Source organism: Deltaproteobacteria bacterium, from assembly GCA_019310525.1.
In the GTDB taxonomy this organism is placed as follows: domain Bacteria; phylum Desulfobacterota; class DSM-4660; order Desulfatiglandales; family HGW-15; genus JAFDEE01.
The window spans coordinates 1-18,116 of sequence record JAFDEE010000103.1 but is presented as its reverse complement, the minus strand read 5'-3'; the positions used below and the strand labels follow the sequence as shown (position 1 = coordinate 18,116).

The window sequence follows — 18,116 nt, the reverse complement described above, 5'->3', positions numbered from 1 at the left end:
AAAATGATTATCGATGCCTATACCCACATTCTTCCCAAAAAATACCAGGAAGGGCTTGAGAAAAAGGTAGCCGGCCGCGATCCAAGGCTCAATACAGCCAGGTATGCCCAGACCGTGCCGACCCTGGTGGACCTGGACGCCCGCTTTCGGGTAATGGATGCCTTTGGTGACTATATCCAGGTGGTCTCCATCGCTGCACCTGCTGTCTATTCCATTGCTCCACCAGATGTTGCCAGGGAACTTTCCCGGATAGCCAACGATGAACTGGCCGAGCTGGTTCACAAGTATCCCGAAAGATTTGCGGCAGGAATCGCCACGCTTCCCCTGAACGACATGGACGCCAGCCTGGAGGAAGCTGAAAGGGCTATCAAGGAGCTGAGGCTGCGGGCCGTGGAAATCAGCACGGATATCTGCGGAAAGCCGCTGGATTCTCCAGAATTTTTCCCGCTTTTTGAAAAGATGGTGGAACTCGACCGGCCCGTTTTCATGCATCCCATGAGGGAGATGACCACCCCGGATTACGAAGGAGAAGAATTTTCCAAGTACCGTGTCTGGACGAAGCTGGGATGGCCCTATGCAACAGCCCTGGCAATGACCCGCCTCGTGTATGGCGGAGTCATGGAACGCCTTCCAGGGCTAAAGATCGTCACACACCATTGCGGTGGCGTGATTCCTTACCTGGCCGGGCGGATCGACTGGAACGACGACTTCAACGAGATGAGAATGGGACATCGGGATTTTTACTTGAAAGACAAGGCCATTCAATACTATCGACGCTTCTTTTACGATACAGCTGTAAACGGAAACACGGCCGCACTTCAATGCGGACTTTCTTTTGCGGGTATAGATCAGATGCTTTTCGGCACCGATCTTCCATTCGACAACCAAAACGGACGAAGACTCATTCGGGACACGATCGAGTCGATCGAGGCCATGGGACTGAATGAAGAAGATAAGAAGAAGATTTACCGGGAAAATGCCGTTCAATTGCTGAGATTGCCTTTGTGCGGTCTCTAATCGAATTTTCAGAGCGGGAAAAACAGACGAGTAATCGGCCGCTTGGGCCATCCGGAGACCCTGGCCGGAGTGGATGGAAACACCTGATTGAACGGAAAGGAGGTGGTAAGAAAAGGAGGCATATTGGTGTTCCAGTGGGAACCACGTAGAACTATCACCACAATTACAGGAGGTTTGTTCAAATGAAAAAGATCGCAATCGTCGCGGTACTGGCCGTGGTGATGATCATGTTGCCCTTTACGGCCTTTTCGGCTTCGAAGCATAAACCCGTCACCCTGACCCTGTACACCATGCCTTCCGGCGGGGTGGTGTACACCCTTGGATTCGCCCTGAGTGAGTTAATCAACAAGCATTCAAAATGGCTGCGATGCAACGCCGTTGAAACCGCCAGCACCTTCGAAAACCTGAGGTATCTTGTCGGCCATGACGAGAGGAAAAACATGTACCTCGGGTCGGCGGTTACAATCGGGGTGGATCAACTTGCCTTGGCCATGAAACCCTACGATAAGATCGGCCCATGGAAAAAGACGAAATGGGTGAGCCTTATGGCCAACATCGCTTCTCCGCAGATCACCCTGGATCCCAAAATCAAGACCTGGAAGGACCTGAAGGGAAAAGTCTGGGGTCTGGATACCATGGGCTCCACGAACCAGTTCATGCAGGAATGGATGATCGATTATGTCTGGCATAACCGCAAGGATGTGAGGCTGACCTACGGCAACACCGCCAATATCGCAGTGGACAGACTCCTGGACGGCACCATCGATGTAACATGGACCGGGGCGGTTGCATTGGGTCCGGGTGAATACAAGGACTGGAAGCCGATGCCGCCGTTCGAGCGACTCCTGGCGGCCCGGAAAGTCTACATAATGGAACTCAAAGACGAAGATGTCGCCATTGCCCGGGAAAAGACCGGGGCAACTTCACTCTCCCTTGTCGGGTGCAAGGCAAAAAAAATCGGAAAATCCGATTTGCCTAAATTCAAGGGGTTCCTCAACTCCCTGGGCTGGCTTGTCCACGAGGATATGGATGATGACATCGTGACTGAAATCGTCCGAATCATTTACGAATACGCCGATCAGTTCGCAAACTACCATGCCGTCGGAAGGGGCATCACAAAGGAGACCATCGGTGATCTTCCGGTACCTAAAGAAGATTACCACCCGGCGGTTGTAAAATTCCTGGAAGCCAAGGGAAAAAAGGTGGGACGCTGATTTTCAAGAACCGTTCATTATAAAGGAGACTGCTTTTCGATTTTATTCGGAAAGCAGTCTTTCCCCCAACAACGGCTCTCGGGTGCATGTTGCCTTGAGCCTTCTGCAGGGACCTAAACTGAGCATCCCGGAAAAATGGGAAAATGCCCGTTTGAATTTCCAGGAAGAGACCCCATCGCCCGGATGAAAACGCCTCCCGCGGCGGTTCGTCCGGGACGCGGGGCCGCGGCCCGGAGGCCCGGGCGGCTATCAGGAAAGGAGATCAACGAAATGAACGCCCCTTCAAGGAATCCAGCCGGGGAGGCGGCAAAAGACAATGAGATTTCTACAGGGAAAAAAATACTCAACCGGAGTATACTGATAATTTCCCTTGTAATGGTAGTTTACCACTTTGTTTATGTGCGGGTTCTCATCCAGGCTCCGGATCTTCACGCCAACACCCACCTTGGATTCGGGCTCGTGCTAACCTACCTGTTCATGATCCGCAAAAATCCGAGGTTCTGGGCGCTGAAACTGGGCATGGCTTTGCTGTCTCTGGTCTGCATCCTGTATGTGCAGATATTTTATGAAGATCTGCTCTACCGCCTGTCTTTCAACACAAAACCCGATCTTGTGATAGGCGCCATTCTCATCATACTTTGTCTCGTAGCCTGCTATGAGGCAGCAGGGCCTGTCCTGCCGATACTTGCCGCTGTATTCATCCTCTATGCGGCCTTCGGTTACGTACTGCCCGGCCCCATCCAGGCCATGAAAATGGAACCCAGCCTCATTATTTCAAGGCTTGCCCTTTCATTCGGAATATCGGGGATCTACGGATATCTTCTCACAATTTCGGCGACCTTGATATTCATGTTCATGGTCTTTGCAATGCTTGTGAGCGCCACCGGGGCCGTTGACTTCTTCAGCATGATCGGAGACTGGGTGTCTTACCGCTTCCGGGCGGGACCGGCCATGGCGGCGGTTTTTACGAGCGCCCTGGTAGGCTCTGTAAGCGGTCTTCCCGGACCCAATGTCATGATCACGGGGTCCTTTACAATCCCCGCTATGAAAAAGGCTGGATACCCCCCTGAGCATGCAGGAGGAATTGAGACCGCCGCCTCGACCTGCGGGCCCATCGTTCCTCCGGTCATGGGCATCGTGGCCTTCGTAATGGTGGGTTTTACCGGTATTCCTTACAAGAATATCGTGGCCGTAGCAATTCTACCGGCACTGCTCTATGTGTTTTCGGCGGCTCTGTATGTCACCTTTCAGGCCGGAAAACTCGGAATTCACAAAGCGGAGACCGTTAAAGTGGACAAGCGGGAGTTGATGGTCAGGGCCCCGGTCTTTTTCGGCCCCTTGATCATCCTGACCATCCTGCTTCTGCTCGAATTCACCCCCACACTTGCCGCCTTCTGGGGTACAATCATTCTTCTCGTTATCAGCATGGTCAGGAAGAAGACACGACCTTCCTTTTCAAGCCTGATAGACGGACTTTGCCGTGGTGCTGAAATCGGCAGCAAGGTGGCCTGTATATGCGCCGTGCTGGGGCTGGTGATTATCACAATCACCATGACAGGCCTGGGAATCAAGCTGCCTTCGGCCATCGTGGCCCTTTGCGGGAACAACCTTCTGCTGCTGCTTGTCTTTACGTTTCTGATCTGCATAGTACTCGGGTGCGGAATACCTACTTCGGCGGCCTATCTGCTGGTCGCCATCACGGCCGCCCCCATTCTGATCAAGATGGGTGTTCCCCGATTACAGGCCCATTACTTTGTCCTCTATGCCGCGGTCTTTGCAAACATCACACCACCTATCGCCATACCAGCGATTTTTGCATCCCAGATCTCGGGAGGTAACTATATGAGGACATCGGTGGAGGCCGCCATAGCGGGACTTGCGGGATTTCTTCTTCCCTTCCTCATAGTATTCGTACCAGGGCTGACCTTCAACTTCCAGGATCCCTGGTTTGTCGTCCTGTCTCTGACGGCGTGTCCCATTATCTTCCTGGGCCTGCAGCAGGCTATCGTCGGATATTTCCTGAGGGCTCTTGATTTTAAGGAACGCATTTTCATTTTCCTTTCACCTCTTTTCCTTATGGTTTACATCTATACGCATCACGTCCTCTGGTTTGCAGTGGGCATCGCGGTAATGACTTTTTTTGTGTTCTGGCAAGTAAGGGAGAAAAAGGCCGTGAATCCGGCCCTATCCTGATGAATAATGGCGCCTCAGCGGGTACCGCAAAGGACGCTCCTCCGGGGATCTTCTTGTCTGGGATCCTGGAGAGGTTTTAAGGGCCGCAGAGGCGGAGTAAATTGTGTATTTACAATGGGAGCAATGACATGCAAGAAGAAATTGTGAAAACGGATGTGCTTTGCATCGGTGGTGGCATCGCCGGTCTTATGGCAGCCATTCGGGCGAGGGAAATGGGTGCCAAAGTGGTTGTAGCGGAAAAAGGGAATCCCCTTTATAGCGGCTGCGGAAGGATGGGAAACGACCACTTTGAGACCTGGATCCCTGAGGTTCATGGTGAAGACCGGGATACCTGGATCGAGGAACTTCTCAGGACTGCAAAGGGGGAAATCCTCATAAGCAAAGATCTCCTGAGGGCCCAGTTCACCAAAGCCTATGACATCGTCAAGCTGTGGGACAGCTATGGGATCCCCATGAAGTACAAGGGAAAATGGGAGTTTGCCGGACACTCGTTCCCGGGCCGTCCCTTCACCCACATCAAGTACGAGGGACGTTTCCAGAAAAAGGTCCTGGTAAAGCAAGCCAAGGATCGCGGGGCGGAGATCATGGGCCGGGTGATGGTGTTCGATTTGTTGAGGCAAGGCGATTCCATTGTTGGAGCTATTGGTGTCCACACCCGGGAAGACAAGGTGTACGTGTTCCAGGCCAAGGCCGTTTTGCTGGGTACCGGCAAGTGTTCCAGACTCTATCCCTGCCTGACCCCGGGATGGATGTTCAACGATCCCCATGGCGGAGTCCAGACGGGGGATGGACGGGCCATGGCTTACAGGGCCGGGGCCGAATTGCAGAATCTGGAGATGCCCCAGCGGCACATCGGCCCGAAGTACTTCGCAAAGTTCGGACAGGCCACCTGGGTCGGTGTCATGAGGGGCTGGGACGGGAAACCCGCGGGAACCTTTGTCACCAAGCCCGACCGGAAATACGGAGACATGATCTGCGAGGTCAACAAACTGGTCCCTGAACAGTACACCAAATCCGGAAAGGGCCCTTTGTATATGGATTGCAGGGGGATTGAAGAAGAAGACCTGGAATACATGCTCCACTGGTTCGTTCATGAGGGAAATGTGTCCCTCCTCGACCATATGAAAGAGGAAGGCATAGATCTCAGGAAGCATCCGATTGAGTTCGCAACCTATCCCCTCCGAGGGGGTGGGTTGATCGTTGCCAATGAGAGGGCGGAAACGACCCTCAAAGGGCTTTATGCCGCAGGTGACGAAGCCTTCGGGGATATCTCGGCTGCCGCCACCTTCGGTTACATAGGCGGAGAGAACGCCGCAAAGTATGTGGACGGCCTCTCTGACCCGGACTTGGAAGTCCATCGTTCTTTTATTGAAGAGAAAAAGGCCATGATCGATCAGATCCGGGGTCGGGAGATCGGACCGGACTGGGAAGAGACCAATGTGGCCCTTCAGCAGACCATGCTGGATTATGCCGGACATGTCCGGAACGAGAGTCTCCTGTTGCAGGGACTTCATCACCTGCGGAGGATAAAGGAGAAGGCCCATGCCTCCATGCTTGCGAGAAATCCCCACGAACTGGGCCGATGCCTGGAAGTTCTCAACATGCTGGACCTGGGAGAGATCACTTTCATCATGGCTTTGGACAGAAAAGAGACCCGGGGCCTGCACGTGCGGCCGGATTATCCCTTCACCAACCCGACCCTGAACCAGGCCCACATCATTTGCAACAGAAACGGGCAAAATATGCTCCAGTGGAGACCTTACTGAAGGAGGAGAAGATAATGCCACCCGTAATCGATCCTGAAAAGTGCAACAAGTGCGGCAAGTGCGTCGATCTCTGCACGGAAGACGTATACTATGGGTCAAAAAAGGGAGAGATCCCTACCGTGACCTACCCCAAGGAGTGCAGCCATTTTGCGGGTTGTGTATATATCTGCCCGACCCAGGCCATCACCCTGAGAATTCCGCTACCAATGCTCTTGGTTTATAAACCTTCTGAAGAGGTCAAGGTTCTTTGAACACAAACTTGCATAACCACTCCTGAACCCGTTAGGATGCAAACTTGAGGCTTGCAGAATTCGGGTTGAGTCTTTTACTATGAAATAACCCCAAATTATGTGTGAATGCTTGCCCGCCGGCTGTTTGGCGGGAACGTAGCGGAGGAAACATCCCTTTTACCCTTCACCCATCGGGTGCTTTCAGAATGCTTTAATAATGGTGGTTATGTAAGATGTTTTCTTGTGCAGATCGATTCCTGTATAATACATCGTGGCTACCTCCTTGCTTTGGTTTTCTTTCATCCTCGATTGTATCGTCGAGCAACAAAAAGGGAGGTAGCTTTTTCATGGGATCATAATTTGGGATAATGTCTGCGGTTGGTTTTCCCCGTGGAAATCGAGTCTATGGTGAATTCAAGGAGAAACCTGTTGATCCTCTTGCGCCCACTGGAGGGATGAGGAAAGGAGAAAAGAGATGAAGCGTTCCCTGGCGGCGGAGCGGATGAAAGAGATCCCTGGATCCGGGATACGGGAGGTTTTTAACAAGGCTCTCCGGTTGGAGGCAAAGGGGGTCAAGGTTATAAATTTCGGGGTTGGAAGACCCAATTTCGATACTCCCCGGCATATCAAGGAAGCCGCAATGGAGGCCATGGACAAGGGGATGGTTCATTATACCCCCAATGCCGGGATGCCCAGGCTTCTGGAGGCCTTGACCGCACACCTGAAGGAGTACAAGGGGCTTGCGTATGATTCGAAAAAGGAGATCATGGCGACGGGTGGCGGCCAGGAGGCCATGTACCTGAGCCTTAGTGCTTTCCTGGAACCCGGCGACGAGATCCTGGTTCCGGACCCCGGGTACAGCCAGTTCACCTCATGTATCCGGTTGGCAGGCGGGATCCCTGTGCCCATTCCTTTGCTGGAGGAGGAGAACTTCGCACCTGACCTTGAGGTAGCCGGCCGACTTGTAACGGATCGTACCAGGGGAATAATCGTCAATTCCCCCCAGAATCCAACCGGGGGAGTCATGACGGCCGATCAGATCAGGGAGGTTTGCAGATTCGCCAAGGAACGGGACCTGGTCCTTTTCTCGGATGAGGCCTATGATCGGATCCTTTATGACGGGGCCGAGTTCGTTAGCCCTGCCGCCATGGAGGAAATGAAAGAGAGGACCGTAATCTGGGGATCCCTTTCCAAGACCTATTCCATGACGGGGTGGCGTATCGGTTACCTCGCGGCCCCCGCCGACTTGGTAGAGGCCGCGGTCAGGGTTCAGCAAAATATCCTTCTTTCGATATGCTCCTTTGCCCAGGCAGGGGCCATCGCGGCTTTGGAAGGTCCACAAGAGTGTGTGGAAGAGATGGTGGAGAAGTTCGACGAGAGGAGAAAACTTGTCCTGGATGCCATATCCGCCTGTCCAGGACTGGAATGCACGACCACCCCAAAAGGAGCCTTCTACGTGTTCGTCAGGTTTGACGTCCCTGGTATGGATTGCCGGAAAGTGGCCGATCTCCTCCTGGAAAAAGGAGGTGTGGCCCTTGTCCCCGGTGTGACATTTGGAAGAAGGGGGGAGGGATATCTTCGCCTCTCCTACGCAACGTCTTTTGAAGAGTGCCGTATAGGCATGGAGCGGATCACCAGGGTCATGAAAGAACTCTTGGGCTGAGTTTTCGGAAGGAGAAACTTGGCGGGAAAAAAGGTCCGGCCAACCGAGGAGAAGGCATGAAGGCCAAGGTCATGAGCATATTGCCGCGAAAGCGGTTCGAGGATTCAGGTGTACGGTTTCCAGGGGAGCTGGAGATGCACTTCAGGCATGCCGTCACCGAGGAGGAGGTCATTGAGGTCTGCCGAGGGATGGATTTCCTTTTCCTTCCCGCCTCCTTTCCTGTGATCACCCCGAGAATCCTGGAAAACATTCCCAGCATCCAGATGATCCAGAGTGCGGGCGTGGGTTATGACAGGATCGATGCCGAAAGCGCCGCCCTTTATGGGATCCCGGTATGCAACGCTCCCGGTCAAAACAATAAAACGGTGGCGGAATATACTCTGGCCCTACTCGTTGCCTTTCAACGTCGCATGGTGATCTGCGACAGGGAGGTGAAGGCCGGGAATTACGCCTCTATAAGGGAAAAGTACTTCAAGGAAGGCCTCCAGGAAGTGCGGGATACCCGGATGGGTATCGTGGGGCTGGGAGCCATAGGTCGGGAAGTGGCGCGTTTGGTCAAGTTGCTTGGGGCTGAGATATTTTATTATGATGTGCTGCGCGCTCCTGAAACCGTGGAGGCCGATCTGGGGGTTACTTACATGGACCTTGACGAACTGCTCTCAACATGCGACGTGATCAGTCTCCATGTCCCCCTGCATCCGAAAACACGGCATCTGATCGGGAAGCGGGAGCTGGATCGCATGCCTCCCGGATCCATTCTGATAAACACGGCCAGAGGAGAGATAGTGGATTCCAAAGCCCTTGCAGCAGCACTTGAAGAGGGTCGAATCGGGGGAGCAGCCGTTGACACTATATCTCCTGAACCTCCTCCCGCCGATCATCCTCTCCTGAACCTTTCGGCGGAGGCCCGTGACAGGCTCTTGATCACACCCCATGTGGCCGGTATCACCCGGGGGGCTTTTCACCGAATGTTGAGCGCGGGCCTTGAAAACATCGCTGGAGTTACCAGGGGTGAACCCCCCAGATACGTGGTAAACGGAGTTATGGAGGCCCGAAAACCTTCATCCTGAAACCCTGAGAGACCTTTGAAAAATGTTCAATTTTGTTCAAGGTCAAGGAAGGCGAAAATTTTAACCGCAGGAATACATTGAAGTATTTCGAGGATTAAAATTTGAGTCTGACGCAGAGATTGGGCAAAAGAGGACGTTTTTCAAAGGTCTCCCTGAAGTTGCCCCGGAAAGACGGGCCCCCTTTCGTCCAAATCCTGCCCCCCCCTCGAATTTGATCCATCCTGTCAATGCCGGTTTTCTACCTCGACCCCTTGAATCCTGGTATAAAAAACGGGTGCAGTCCGAAGACATCGAATTCATTCAAAATTTGTCATGCATAATCTGTCATGCATAATCTGGGTTGAAATTTTCGCCTGAAGGTGGAGGTTTCGCTCATGCCCCTAACGGGACAATGAAGCCCCACGGGTAGACCCATGGTCCCCCAAAATACCCGTCTTTGCCTTCGGCTACGTCGCGGGTATCCGTCTTAGGCTTTGGGCGACATCACGCCGTAGCACAACAAATGTTTGCACATTTATCCACGGGCAAGCCCATGGTTTTCTGCGAAGGCTGATAAAATTTTTCCTTGACAAAACCAGGAGACTATGACATCCGTGTTTGCAACAAATGGTGTAGGGGTCAGAGACTTGCAACAAAAAGATCAAACCCGGGAGACAAGGAGGTGTAAGATGGGAAAGGCCAAAAAATTACGGATGACTTTGGTATTGGCCCTGGCGCTGGGTATTTTCTGGGGCGGCGGCTTCTTCCAAGAGGCTAAGGCCAAAAAGCTGGTCTTTACTTTGGATGCGCCGCCTTATCGGCAGTTGGAGGCTCAGGCCATTGCCGGGCAGTTGAAGAAGCTGGGGATTCAGGTCGAGGTCAGAATATGGGAAAAGGTTGTGCTAAGAGACCAGGTGAAGAAAGGATACCGAGCGGCCTACCTGACGGACTGGGGCAGTGCTTACTTCGATCCGTACGATCTGGGCAATCCCAAGTTGACAACCGGGGGCCGGGGTAATTTTTCTTTTTATTCCAACCCAAAGGTTGATGAGGCGTTGAAGAGGGGGGGATCGTCAACCGACCCTGAGGTAAGGAGAAAAGCCTATTATTTGGTTCAGAAGACCATTTTTGATGACGCACCATGGGCTTTTGGTTATGTTCTGCCCAATATCGAGGCGGCCCGTGTGGAAGTGGAAGGTTTTGCGCCGTCCATGGGCAACCGGATCAACCTTCATGACGTGGGTCTAAAGAAAGGCGATACCCTTGTGGTGGGCATGAACGTCAATGCGTTTGTGAGTTTGGATCCGGCCATGCATCGGAGCCGGAACACGGAAACCGTGATCCGTAATATGTTTGACGGTTTGGTGACGCGAACCAGGGCATCAAAGGTCGTTCCCGAGCTTGCCGAATCATGGAAGATGCCGGATGAAAAGACGTATATTTTCACCTTGCGGAAAGGCCCCAAGTTCCACAACGGCCAACCTGTGACAGTGGAAGACGTGGTTTTCACTTTTAACCGGGTTCTTAAAGAAGGGGGTGTCGGCGGCAAGTCCAGTCCACGCAAAGGGCTCTTGGGGCCTCTGTCCCGGGTGGAGAAAGCGGGCGACCGGCAGGTCCGATTCATTCTGGATAAACCTTTCCCCACTTTTCTTCAGGCCCTGGTTCATTTCCAGATCGTTCCAAAGAAATATATCGAAACAGTGGGTGATGAGGCCTTCGCCCGCAAGCCGATCGGCGCGGGGCCGTTTAAATTTGTCCGGGGCAAGCTGGATGACGAAGTGGTCATGGAGCGGTTCGATGATTATTACGGCGGCTCCCCAGACCTGCCGCCGGTGGGACCCGCTAAGGTGAAGCGTGCGGTATTCCGGGCCATTCCTGAGCCATCCACCAGGGTTGCGGCCATTCTGGCGGGTGAGGTATCGATCATTCAGGCCGTTCCCATGGACCTTGTTGACCGTTTGTCCAAAAGCAAGAAGGTCAAAGTGTTGTCGGTTGAGGGGACACGGTCTTACCAGATCGAATTTAATAATTCCAAACCGCCCTTTGATGACGTCAGGGTGCGCCGTGCCATCAACTACGCCATTGATTGGGACAGTATTCTCAAGAACATCTATCGCGGTTACGGGACCAGACTGGCCACGTGTTTTCTGCCTAGCGGTTTCGGTTACGATCCGGACCTGAAACCGTATCCGTACGATCCGGAAAAGGCCAAAGCATTATTAAAAGAGGCGGGTTACGAGACCAAGTAGTAGTGAGGGTGACGGATCATGAGACTCGTCCGGGTGATAGAACGGTTGCTGGGGTCCATACCGGTTATTTTGGGGGTGTTGATCATTGTATTCTTCTTCATGCGCCTCCTGCCCGGAGACCCGGTGGAAATCATGCTGGGTGATTCAGCGGCCTCGATATCCGAAATGGAGAGCCTCCGGCAGGAACTTCACCTGGACGAGCCTTTGCCCAAACAGTTGTGGCTTTTTATAAGCGGGTTGTTTCAGGGGGACCTGGGTTACTCTGTAGTCAAACGCCAGCCGGTGCTCGAGTTGATCCTCGAGACGATTCCTCCCACCGTCGAACTGACACTGGCCGCCGTTTTCATGGCCATACTGATCGCCCTGCCGGTGGGGGTCCTTACTTCCCTGAGGCCTGGTTCAATCTTTGACAGGGCCACCATGTCCGGGGCCCTTTTGGGAATCAGTATGCCCAATTTCTGGCTGGGGTTGATCCTGATATTGGTATTCTGCGTCCATTTAGGATGGTTCCCAACGTCCGGCCGACTTGGATCCGACTTCACCATCGCTCGTGTGACAGGATTCCTCACATTGGATGCAATCCTGACAGGCAACTGGGCGGCCTTCTGGGACGCTGTTAAACACCTGCTGATTCCTGCCACCACCCTGGGGGTGGCCTTTGCCGCCGTTTTGGCCCGTGTAATCCGCTCGTCCATGCTTGAAGTAATGCGCATGGAGTATGTCACGGCGGCACGGGCCAAAGGCGTGCCGGAAACGGCGGTCATCATCAAACATGCCCTCAGAAACGCCATGATCCCGGCCGTAACCGTCGCCGGCCTTGAAGTCGGCAAACTGCTGGGGGGCAACATGATCGTTGAGACCATCTTTTCCTGGCCGGGGTTGGGTCGACTGGTTGTCAGTTCGATCTTCAGCCGTGATTACGTGGTGGTTCAGTCGGCAGTGATGCTATACGCCCTTACCTATGTTATGGCGAATCTGACAGTGGACGTGGTCTATACCTATTTAAACCCCAAGATCGAACTGTAAGTAATGTCGTTTTGACAGAACCAAGAACATAGGGACTTCTATGACCGCCGTCAGCAAAACTCTAACGCTTCACGCCGTTCGCACCGGGCGGAACCTGTTCGGGGTTTGTGAAGAACTCCGCCGGAATCCCGCAGCCTTGATTTCCGGCCTGGTAGTTATCCTTTATGTGGTCATGGCCATTTTCGCCCCCTGGGTGGCGCCTTTCCAACCCAACGAAAGTGATTTGACCCAGCGACTTCTCCCGCCGGACAGCAGGCATTGGTTCGGGACCGACGCCCTGGGACGGGACATTCTTTCCCGGACGATATACGGCGCCCGGGTGAGCATCCTGGTGGGTTTGCTTTCGGTGGGGCTGTGCGTGTTGTTTGGAGTCAGTCTTGGGCTTGTGGCCGGGTACTACCGGGGCTGGCTGGACACTGTTCTTTCCCGGTTCAGTGAATTGCTGATGGCCTTTCCGTACCTGATTTCGGCAATCGGCATGATGGCTTTTCTGGGTCCCGGGTTTTGGAACCTGGTATGGGCGCTGGCCTTGCGTGGTTGGGTCGAGTTTTTTCGTATGGCCCGCGGGGAGACCTTCTCTCAAGCGACCAGGGAATACGTCGAGGCGGCCAGGTCTTTGGGACAGCCGGGACTGCGGATCATGCTGAGCGAAATCCTGCCCAATATCACGGCTTCGGTCATCGTGCTGGCCACCCTGCGGGTAGGTTTTCTGATCGTGCTTGAGGCATCACTTTCCTTTTTAGGCGTGGGCGTGCCGCCCACCATTCCGGCCTGGGGATCGATGATCAGTGAAGGTCGCAACGTGCTGTTCATCGCCTGGTGGGTCAGCACCATCCCCGGCCTGGTTCTGGTGGCGCTGGTTCTGGCAATCAATCTTTTAGGTGAAGGTCTGCGTGAAGTTTTGGACCCGAGACTCAAGCTACAGACATGAACGAACCTGTCTTGGAATTGAAAAACTTGACGGTGGAATTCCCCACCAGACGCGGACTGGTGAGGGCGGTCAATCAGGTCAGCCTTACCTTGGAAAAAGGGCAGCGCCTGGGGCTGGTCGGAGAATCGGGCAGCGGTAAGTCCATGACGCTGCTGAGCATCCTGCGCTTGGTCCCGCACCCGGGCCTGATCGCTCAGGGCGGAATTACATATCAGGGGACCGAGTTGTTGGGACTCAAGCCGGGTGAGATGCGGGCGTTGCGGGGCAAGGACATAGCAATGATCTTCCAGGACCCCATGACTACTCTCAACCCGGTATACAAAGTGGGCGACCAGATACGTGAGAGCCTGCGCGTTCATAATGTATTCACCGCCAATTCATCCCTGTTCGTGTTTGAGAAGAAGCGTCGGGCGGCGGAGCGCCGAAGAGTCTTAGAACTGATGGATGAGGTGGGGATCCCTTCGGCGGAGGAACGATATGAAGCTTTCCCTCACGAGTTTTCAGGCGGCATGCAACAACGGGCGGTGATCGCTATCGCCCTTGCCTGCAATCCCAACATTCTCCTGGCCGACGAACCCACCACCGCCCTGGACGTGACGGTACAGGCCCAGATCATGGCGCTTCTCGAACGGATCAACCAGGAACGCGGCACTGCCATAATCCTGGTGACCCACGATCTGTCTCTAGCTTCGGAATTTTGCGACCGGATAGCAGTTATGTACGCTGGTCGAATCCTGGAGCAGGGCAGTGTGGCCGACGTGATCGATCGACCCAGGCATCCATACACCATAGGGTTGCTCAACGCCTTGCCTCGAATGCGTTTCGGACGGCGTCCACTTCAACCCATCCCCGGTGAAGTGGACCTGGCCAGCCTGCCCTTGGGATGCGTCTTCGCCAATAGGTGTTCTCAAGCCGAGGACATGTGCTACAGGAGTTCTCCTCAGCTTGAAGTTGTTGAACCGGGTCATGAGGCATGTTGCTTTAAGTGCCGGGAAATAACCAGTTATGAAACCACTGCTTAGCGTACAAGACCTGACCAAGCATTTCCCTTTGCGGGCCAGTCTGATCGGGCGGCTGTTGACCGGCCAGAAGGACCGCCTGGTTCACGCCGTAAACGGCGTTACATTGGATATCTATGAAAACGAGACCCTGGGACTGGTGGGGGAATCCGGAAGCGGAAAATCAACCCTGGGCCGGGTGGCTATTCGCCTCTCAGAGCCCACGTCGGGACGAATATCCTTTTTGGGCGATGACATCAGTTACGTGGGCGGTAGTCGGTTGCGCCGTTTGCGAAAAGAGATGCAGGTTATTTTTCAAAATCCGTACTCGAGTCTGAATCCCCGCAAATCGGTCCGTCAAATAATCGGGGCGGCCCTGGAAGCCCGCGGTGTAAACGACTTCGAGGAACAGGAATCTGAAATCATTTCTCTGCTGAAGCGGGTGTCGTTGCCGACACGGTTCATCGATGCCTATCCTCACCAGCTTTCCGGAGGGCAACGGCAGCGCATCAGCATCATACGGGCCCTGGCCGTACGACCCAAATTGATAATCGCCGACGAACCGGTAAGCGCCCTGGACGTCAGCGTTCAGGCCCAGATCATACAGTTGCTGGAAGAATTAAAAAAAGAATTTCATCTGACCTATCTTTTCATCGCCCACGACCTGCGCGTGGTCTGGCATATTTCCAACCGGGTTGCAGTCATGTACCTGGGCAAGGTGGTCGAAATCGGAGAAAGTGATGAAATTTTTCAATACCCCCACCACCCTTACACCAAGGCCTTGTTGTCGGCCATCCCCAGGCTGGACCGCCGCAGAGGGATACAGGAGCGGCTGGTCTTGAAAGGCACGGTTCCCAGCCCTTTGGATCCTCCAACGGGATGTTACTTCCACACTCGCTGCCCGGAGAAGAAAGACCGGATATGTGAAGTGCAGACACCTGGATGGACCGAAATCAGCAAGACCCACCGTGTGGCATGCTTCCATTGCAGTGATACGGCTGTGGGGGAAAAGTCATGAGTGTTTCCGCTAAACCCGTAATCGGTATTTCCTCTCATATAGCCAAACTGCGTGACCACTCGGGCAGGGCCAGGACTTTTTTTCGAGTGGTGGCCCAATACGCCCGGGCGGTGAAGGACGCCGGCGGATTGCCCGTATTGTTGCCCTCCCACCAGGAATTTGCTTCGGATCCCGGGGAAGTGGTGAAAGCCATAGACGGTCTGCTCCTGAGCGGCGGCACGGACCTGCCCGCCGGTGCGTTCACCACTCAGCTTGAACCCACCCTAAGGGAGATGGATCCAGAGCGGTATGATTATGAAGTTCAACTGGTTCGAGAGGCCTATAAAAGTGGTATGCCCATAATGGGCATCTGCCGGGGGCATCAAACCCTGGTCGAAGCCCTGGGCGGAAGTTTAACCTTGAACATTCATGTGGAGGGAAGGGGAAGGCTTGACCATTACCAGCACCTCTCTCCGGAGATACCCAGCCATGAAATCGAATTGAGACCCGGGACCTTCCCGGCACAATGCCTGGGGCCTCGGGCCCGGGTCAACAGTTTTCACCGCCAGGCCGTGGCTGACGTACCGGATGGATTCACGGCGGCCGCGTTTTCGGAAGACGGGGTGATTGAAGCTGTAAGTGCTGTTGAACCTTTTGTTCTTGGGTTGCAGTTTCATCCGGAATGGCTGTATCCGGATGAGCCTAAGTTTTTGCAATTATTTGAGGAGCTTATAAACCAAGCCCGGCGATTTTCAGCGCCGGCTTAGACCAAACAGGCCTGCCCCTTGAGGCTGAATCAAGGCGGAGGGTCGGCCTGATTTTAAGGTATGCGGGAAAAGAAAAAATGAAAACACTACGTTTTATGTGCCCGAACGGGCATCTGGGGTTCGCCCCCATCAAAAAGGAAAGCTTTTACCTGGGTGTTGAAACACAGCCCGATTTTATCCTGGCCGATTCCGGCAGCGATGATATCGGGCCGGGTCCCCTTGGTATGGACACATCGACCAGTCCGCTCGAATGGCAGCGTCACGACCTCGAACTAATGCTTCTGGCTGCCCGAAAACTAGGTGTTCCCATGATCATCGGTTCGGCCGGTGATACCGGGACAAACAGCCGAGTGGACCTCTATGTTGAAATTATCAAAGATCTGGCCAAAAAACATGGCATGTCCAAGTTCAAAATCGGATATTTCTATTCTGAAGTGAGCAAGGAATTCCTGAAAAAAAAGATAGAAGCCGGCCAAACGGTAGAAGGATTGGATAATCGCCCGGCCCTGACTATTGAAGAATTGGAGGCTACGGACCGGATAGTGGCCATGGCCGGTGTTCATCCCTATATAAAATTGCTCGATCTGGGAGCCGAGGTCATTATCGGCGGGCGGAGCAGCGATTGCGCCATATTCGCCGGCCCGGCCATTCGAGCGGGATTTCCGGAAGACTTGTCCTATTATTTGGGCAAGGTGTTGGAATGTGCCTCCTTTTGCGCTGAGCCCTATGGCGGCAAGGAAACGGTTATTGGTGAGATATCGATGGAAGACGTCAAGATCACGGCCATGCATCCAAACCAGCGCTGCACGGTGGCTTCGGTAGCCGGCCACGCCATGTACGAACGGTCCAATCCGTATGACGAATACGTGGCCGGGGGGCGTCTGGATATGAGCAACTGCCGGTACGAACAGATTGATCCCAAAACCACCCGTATCACCGGTCCCACCTTCCATCCGGCCAAGGAGTTCCGGGTGAAACTCGAGGGCTCGGGTAAGGTCGGCGAGCGTTTTATCGGCTTGGCCGGCGTGCGCGATCCTTACACCATCGCCCATATCGACCAGGTGATTGATTGGGCCCGCGAACAGGTCCGGGAACGGTTCGGTGAAGAGGGATACGAACTGTACTACAACGTCTTCGGCCGAAACGGCGTCATGGGCGACCTGGAACCATTGAAAGACAAACCGGGCCATGAATTGTGCGTGGTGGTCCAGGGTGTTGCTCCCAGCAAGGAGATGGCTGAAGAAGTATGCATGATCGGGACCCGCCAGATGTTTTACGCCCGGCTGCCTGAAGTCAAAGGCACGGCCGGAGGCGTCTCTTTTATCGTGGACGAAGTCTTGGCCGCTACTCCCGCCTACCGGTGGACCATAAACCATACCGTAGCCTTGGATGACCCCCTGGAACTCTTTTCAACTCATCTGACCGAAGCCGGTGCATAAGGAGGTAGAAGATGACCGCCAGACTTTCCCAGCTTGCCAAGACCATCCGGTCTAAAAACGCGGGTGTTGACAAAATAACCTTTGATATCATATTTCCGGAAAAGGCCGTTTACGAAAGGGTCAAGGCCAGCGGGGCCATAAGCCGGGAGTCCATTGCAAAACTTTATGGAATCGGCCTTGACCGTATATCCGATTTTGTCAACTTCGATCCTGCTTGCGCGATCAAATTCACCATATATCGAACCCGCCCCAGCGGCAGCCCTGGTGACGGAGACATCTTCGGCGCCCAGCAGTATGCACCTCTATTGGATTTGGAGGTTCCGGTAGAGAAGTAAATTTTCATGGTTATAGTGCATTCGGCTGGCCGGTCTCCCAAGGACCTTAACCAGCCACCTCCTGTGTAACTAGTGTCCATCCATAAATGAGAAAATTTGTGCAAGGTCAAGGAAGGCGAAAATTTTAACCGCCCCGCTTGGGATACCAAGCGGGACAAGCATCCATACATTGAAGTATTTCGAGGATTAAAATTTGAGCCTGACGCAGCCTGTCACGCAGTAGCCGTGGCGGAGGCGGAAGA

General features: G+C 53.9%; 15 protein-coding genes. All 15 read left to right on the top strand.

The features are described from left to right. The first annotated feature begins 3 nt into the window (after positions 1 to 3). The 15 genes from JRF57_14730 to JRF57_14660 all read left to right on the top strand — a co-directional run bounded on the left by JRF57_14730 (position 4) and on the right by JRF57_14660 (position 17,874). The gene (locus tag JRF57_14730; protein MBW2304956.1) at positions 4 to 1,017 is read left to right on the top strand and encodes an amidohydrolase; all 1,014 of its coding nucleotides are present in this window, start codon (positions 4 to 6) and stop codon (positions 1,015 to 1,017) included. A 182-nt stretch (positions 1,018 to 1,199) separates the two neighbouring features. Continuing rightward, positions 1,200 to 2,231, top strand: coding sequence for a hypothetical protein (locus JRF57_14725; GenBank protein ID MBW2304955.1), 1,032 nt, complete (start codon positions 1,200 to 1,202; stop codon positions 2,229 to 2,231). A 270-nt stretch (positions 2,232 to 2,501) separates the two neighbouring features. Continuing rightward, positions 2,502 to 4,424 carry a TRAP transporter fused permease subunit gene (locus tag JRF57_14720; protein ID MBW2304954.1) on the top strand — a complete coding sequence of 641 codons (1,923 nt, stop codon included), beginning with the start codon at positions 2,502 to 2,504 and terminating at the stop codon, positions 4,422 to 4,424. A 128-nt stretch (positions 4,425 to 4,552) separates the two neighbouring features. Beyond that, positions 4,553 to 6,190 (top strand): FAD-binding protein, encoded by a 1,638-nt coding sequence (locus JRF57_14715; protein MBW2304953.1) that lies wholly within the window; start codon positions 4,553 to 4,555, stop codon positions 6,188 to 6,190. Positions 6,191 to 6,204: 14 nt separating this feature from the next. Next, complete coding sequence (locus JRF57_14710; GenBank protein ID MBW2304952.1) at positions 6,205 to 6,441, top strand: 4Fe-4S binding protein; 237 nt, start codon at positions 6,205 to 6,207, stop codon at positions 6,439 to 6,441. 454 nt (positions 6,442 to 6,895) lie between these two features. Beyond that, positions 6,896 to 8,083, top strand: a complete 1,188-nt coding sequence (locus JRF57_14705; protein MBW2304951.1) for a pyridoxal phosphate-dependent aminotransferase — start codon at positions 6,896 to 6,898, stop codon at positions 8,081 to 8,083. A gap of 56 nt (positions 8,084 to 8,139) precedes the next feature. Further along, the gene (locus JRF57_14700; protein ID MBW2304950.1) at positions 8,140 to 9,153 is read left to right on the top strand and encodes a 2-hydroxyacid dehydrogenase; all 1,014 of its coding nucleotides are present in this window, start codon (positions 8,140 to 8,142) and stop codon (positions 9,151 to 9,153) included. A 668-nt stretch (positions 9,154 to 9,821) separates the two neighbouring features. Further along, complete coding sequence (locus JRF57_14695) at positions 9,822 to 11,381, top strand: peptide ABC transporter substrate-binding protein (GenBank protein ID MBW2304949.1); 1,560 nt, start codon at positions 9,822 to 9,824, stop codon at positions 11,379 to 11,381. 18 nt (positions 11,382 to 11,399) lie between these two features. Next, the gene (locus tag JRF57_14690) at positions 11,400 to 12,407 is read left to right on the top strand and encodes an ABC transporter permease (GenBank protein ID MBW2304948.1); all 1,008 of its coding nucleotides are present in this window, start codon (positions 11,400 to 11,402) and stop codon (positions 12,405 to 12,407) included. 40 nt (positions 12,408 to 12,447) lie between these two features. Beyond that, on the top strand, positions 12,448 to 13,338 hold the full coding sequence (locus JRF57_14685; GenBank protein MBW2304947.1) for an ABC transporter permease: 891 nt from the start codon (positions 12,448 to 12,450) through the stop codon (positions 13,336 to 13,338). After that, positions 13,335 to 14,360 (top strand): ABC transporter ATP-binding protein, encoded by a 1,026-nt coding sequence (locus tag JRF57_14680; protein MBW2304946.1) that lies wholly within the window; start codon positions 13,335 to 13,337, stop codon positions 14,358 to 14,360. The genes JRF57_14685 and JRF57_14680 overlap by 4 nt, the downstream gene beginning before the upstream one ends. Then, positions 14,344 to 15,354 carry an ABC transporter ATP-binding protein gene (locus JRF57_14675; protein MBW2304945.1) on the top strand — a complete coding sequence of 337 codons (1,011 nt, stop codon included), beginning with the start codon at positions 14,344 to 14,346 and terminating at the stop codon, positions 15,352 to 15,354. The genes JRF57_14680 and JRF57_14675 overlap by 17 nt, the downstream gene beginning before the upstream one ends. Continuing rightward, complete coding sequence (locus JRF57_14670; GenBank protein MBW2304944.1) at positions 15,351 to 16,100, top strand: gamma-glutamyl-gamma-aminobutyrate hydrolase family protein; 750 nt, start codon at positions 15,351 to 15,353, stop codon at positions 16,098 to 16,100. The genes JRF57_14675 and JRF57_14670 overlap by 4 nt, the downstream gene beginning before the upstream one ends. A 77-nt stretch (positions 16,101 to 16,177) precedes the next feature. Beyond that, positions 16,178 to 17,539: an acyclic terpene utilization AtuA family protein gene (locus tag JRF57_14665; GenBank protein ID MBW2304943.1), complete on the top strand. Its 1,362-nt coding sequence runs from the start codon at positions 16,178 to 16,180 to the stop codon at positions 17,537 to 17,539. Between the two features lie 11 nt (positions 17,540 to 17,550). Continuing rightward, a complete protein-coding gene (locus JRF57_14660) occupies positions 17,551 to 17,874 on the top strand; it encodes a DUF4387 domain-containing protein (GenBank protein MBW2304942.1) in 324 nt (107 codons plus the stop codon). Positions 17,875 to 18,116 lie beyond the last annotated feature (242 nt).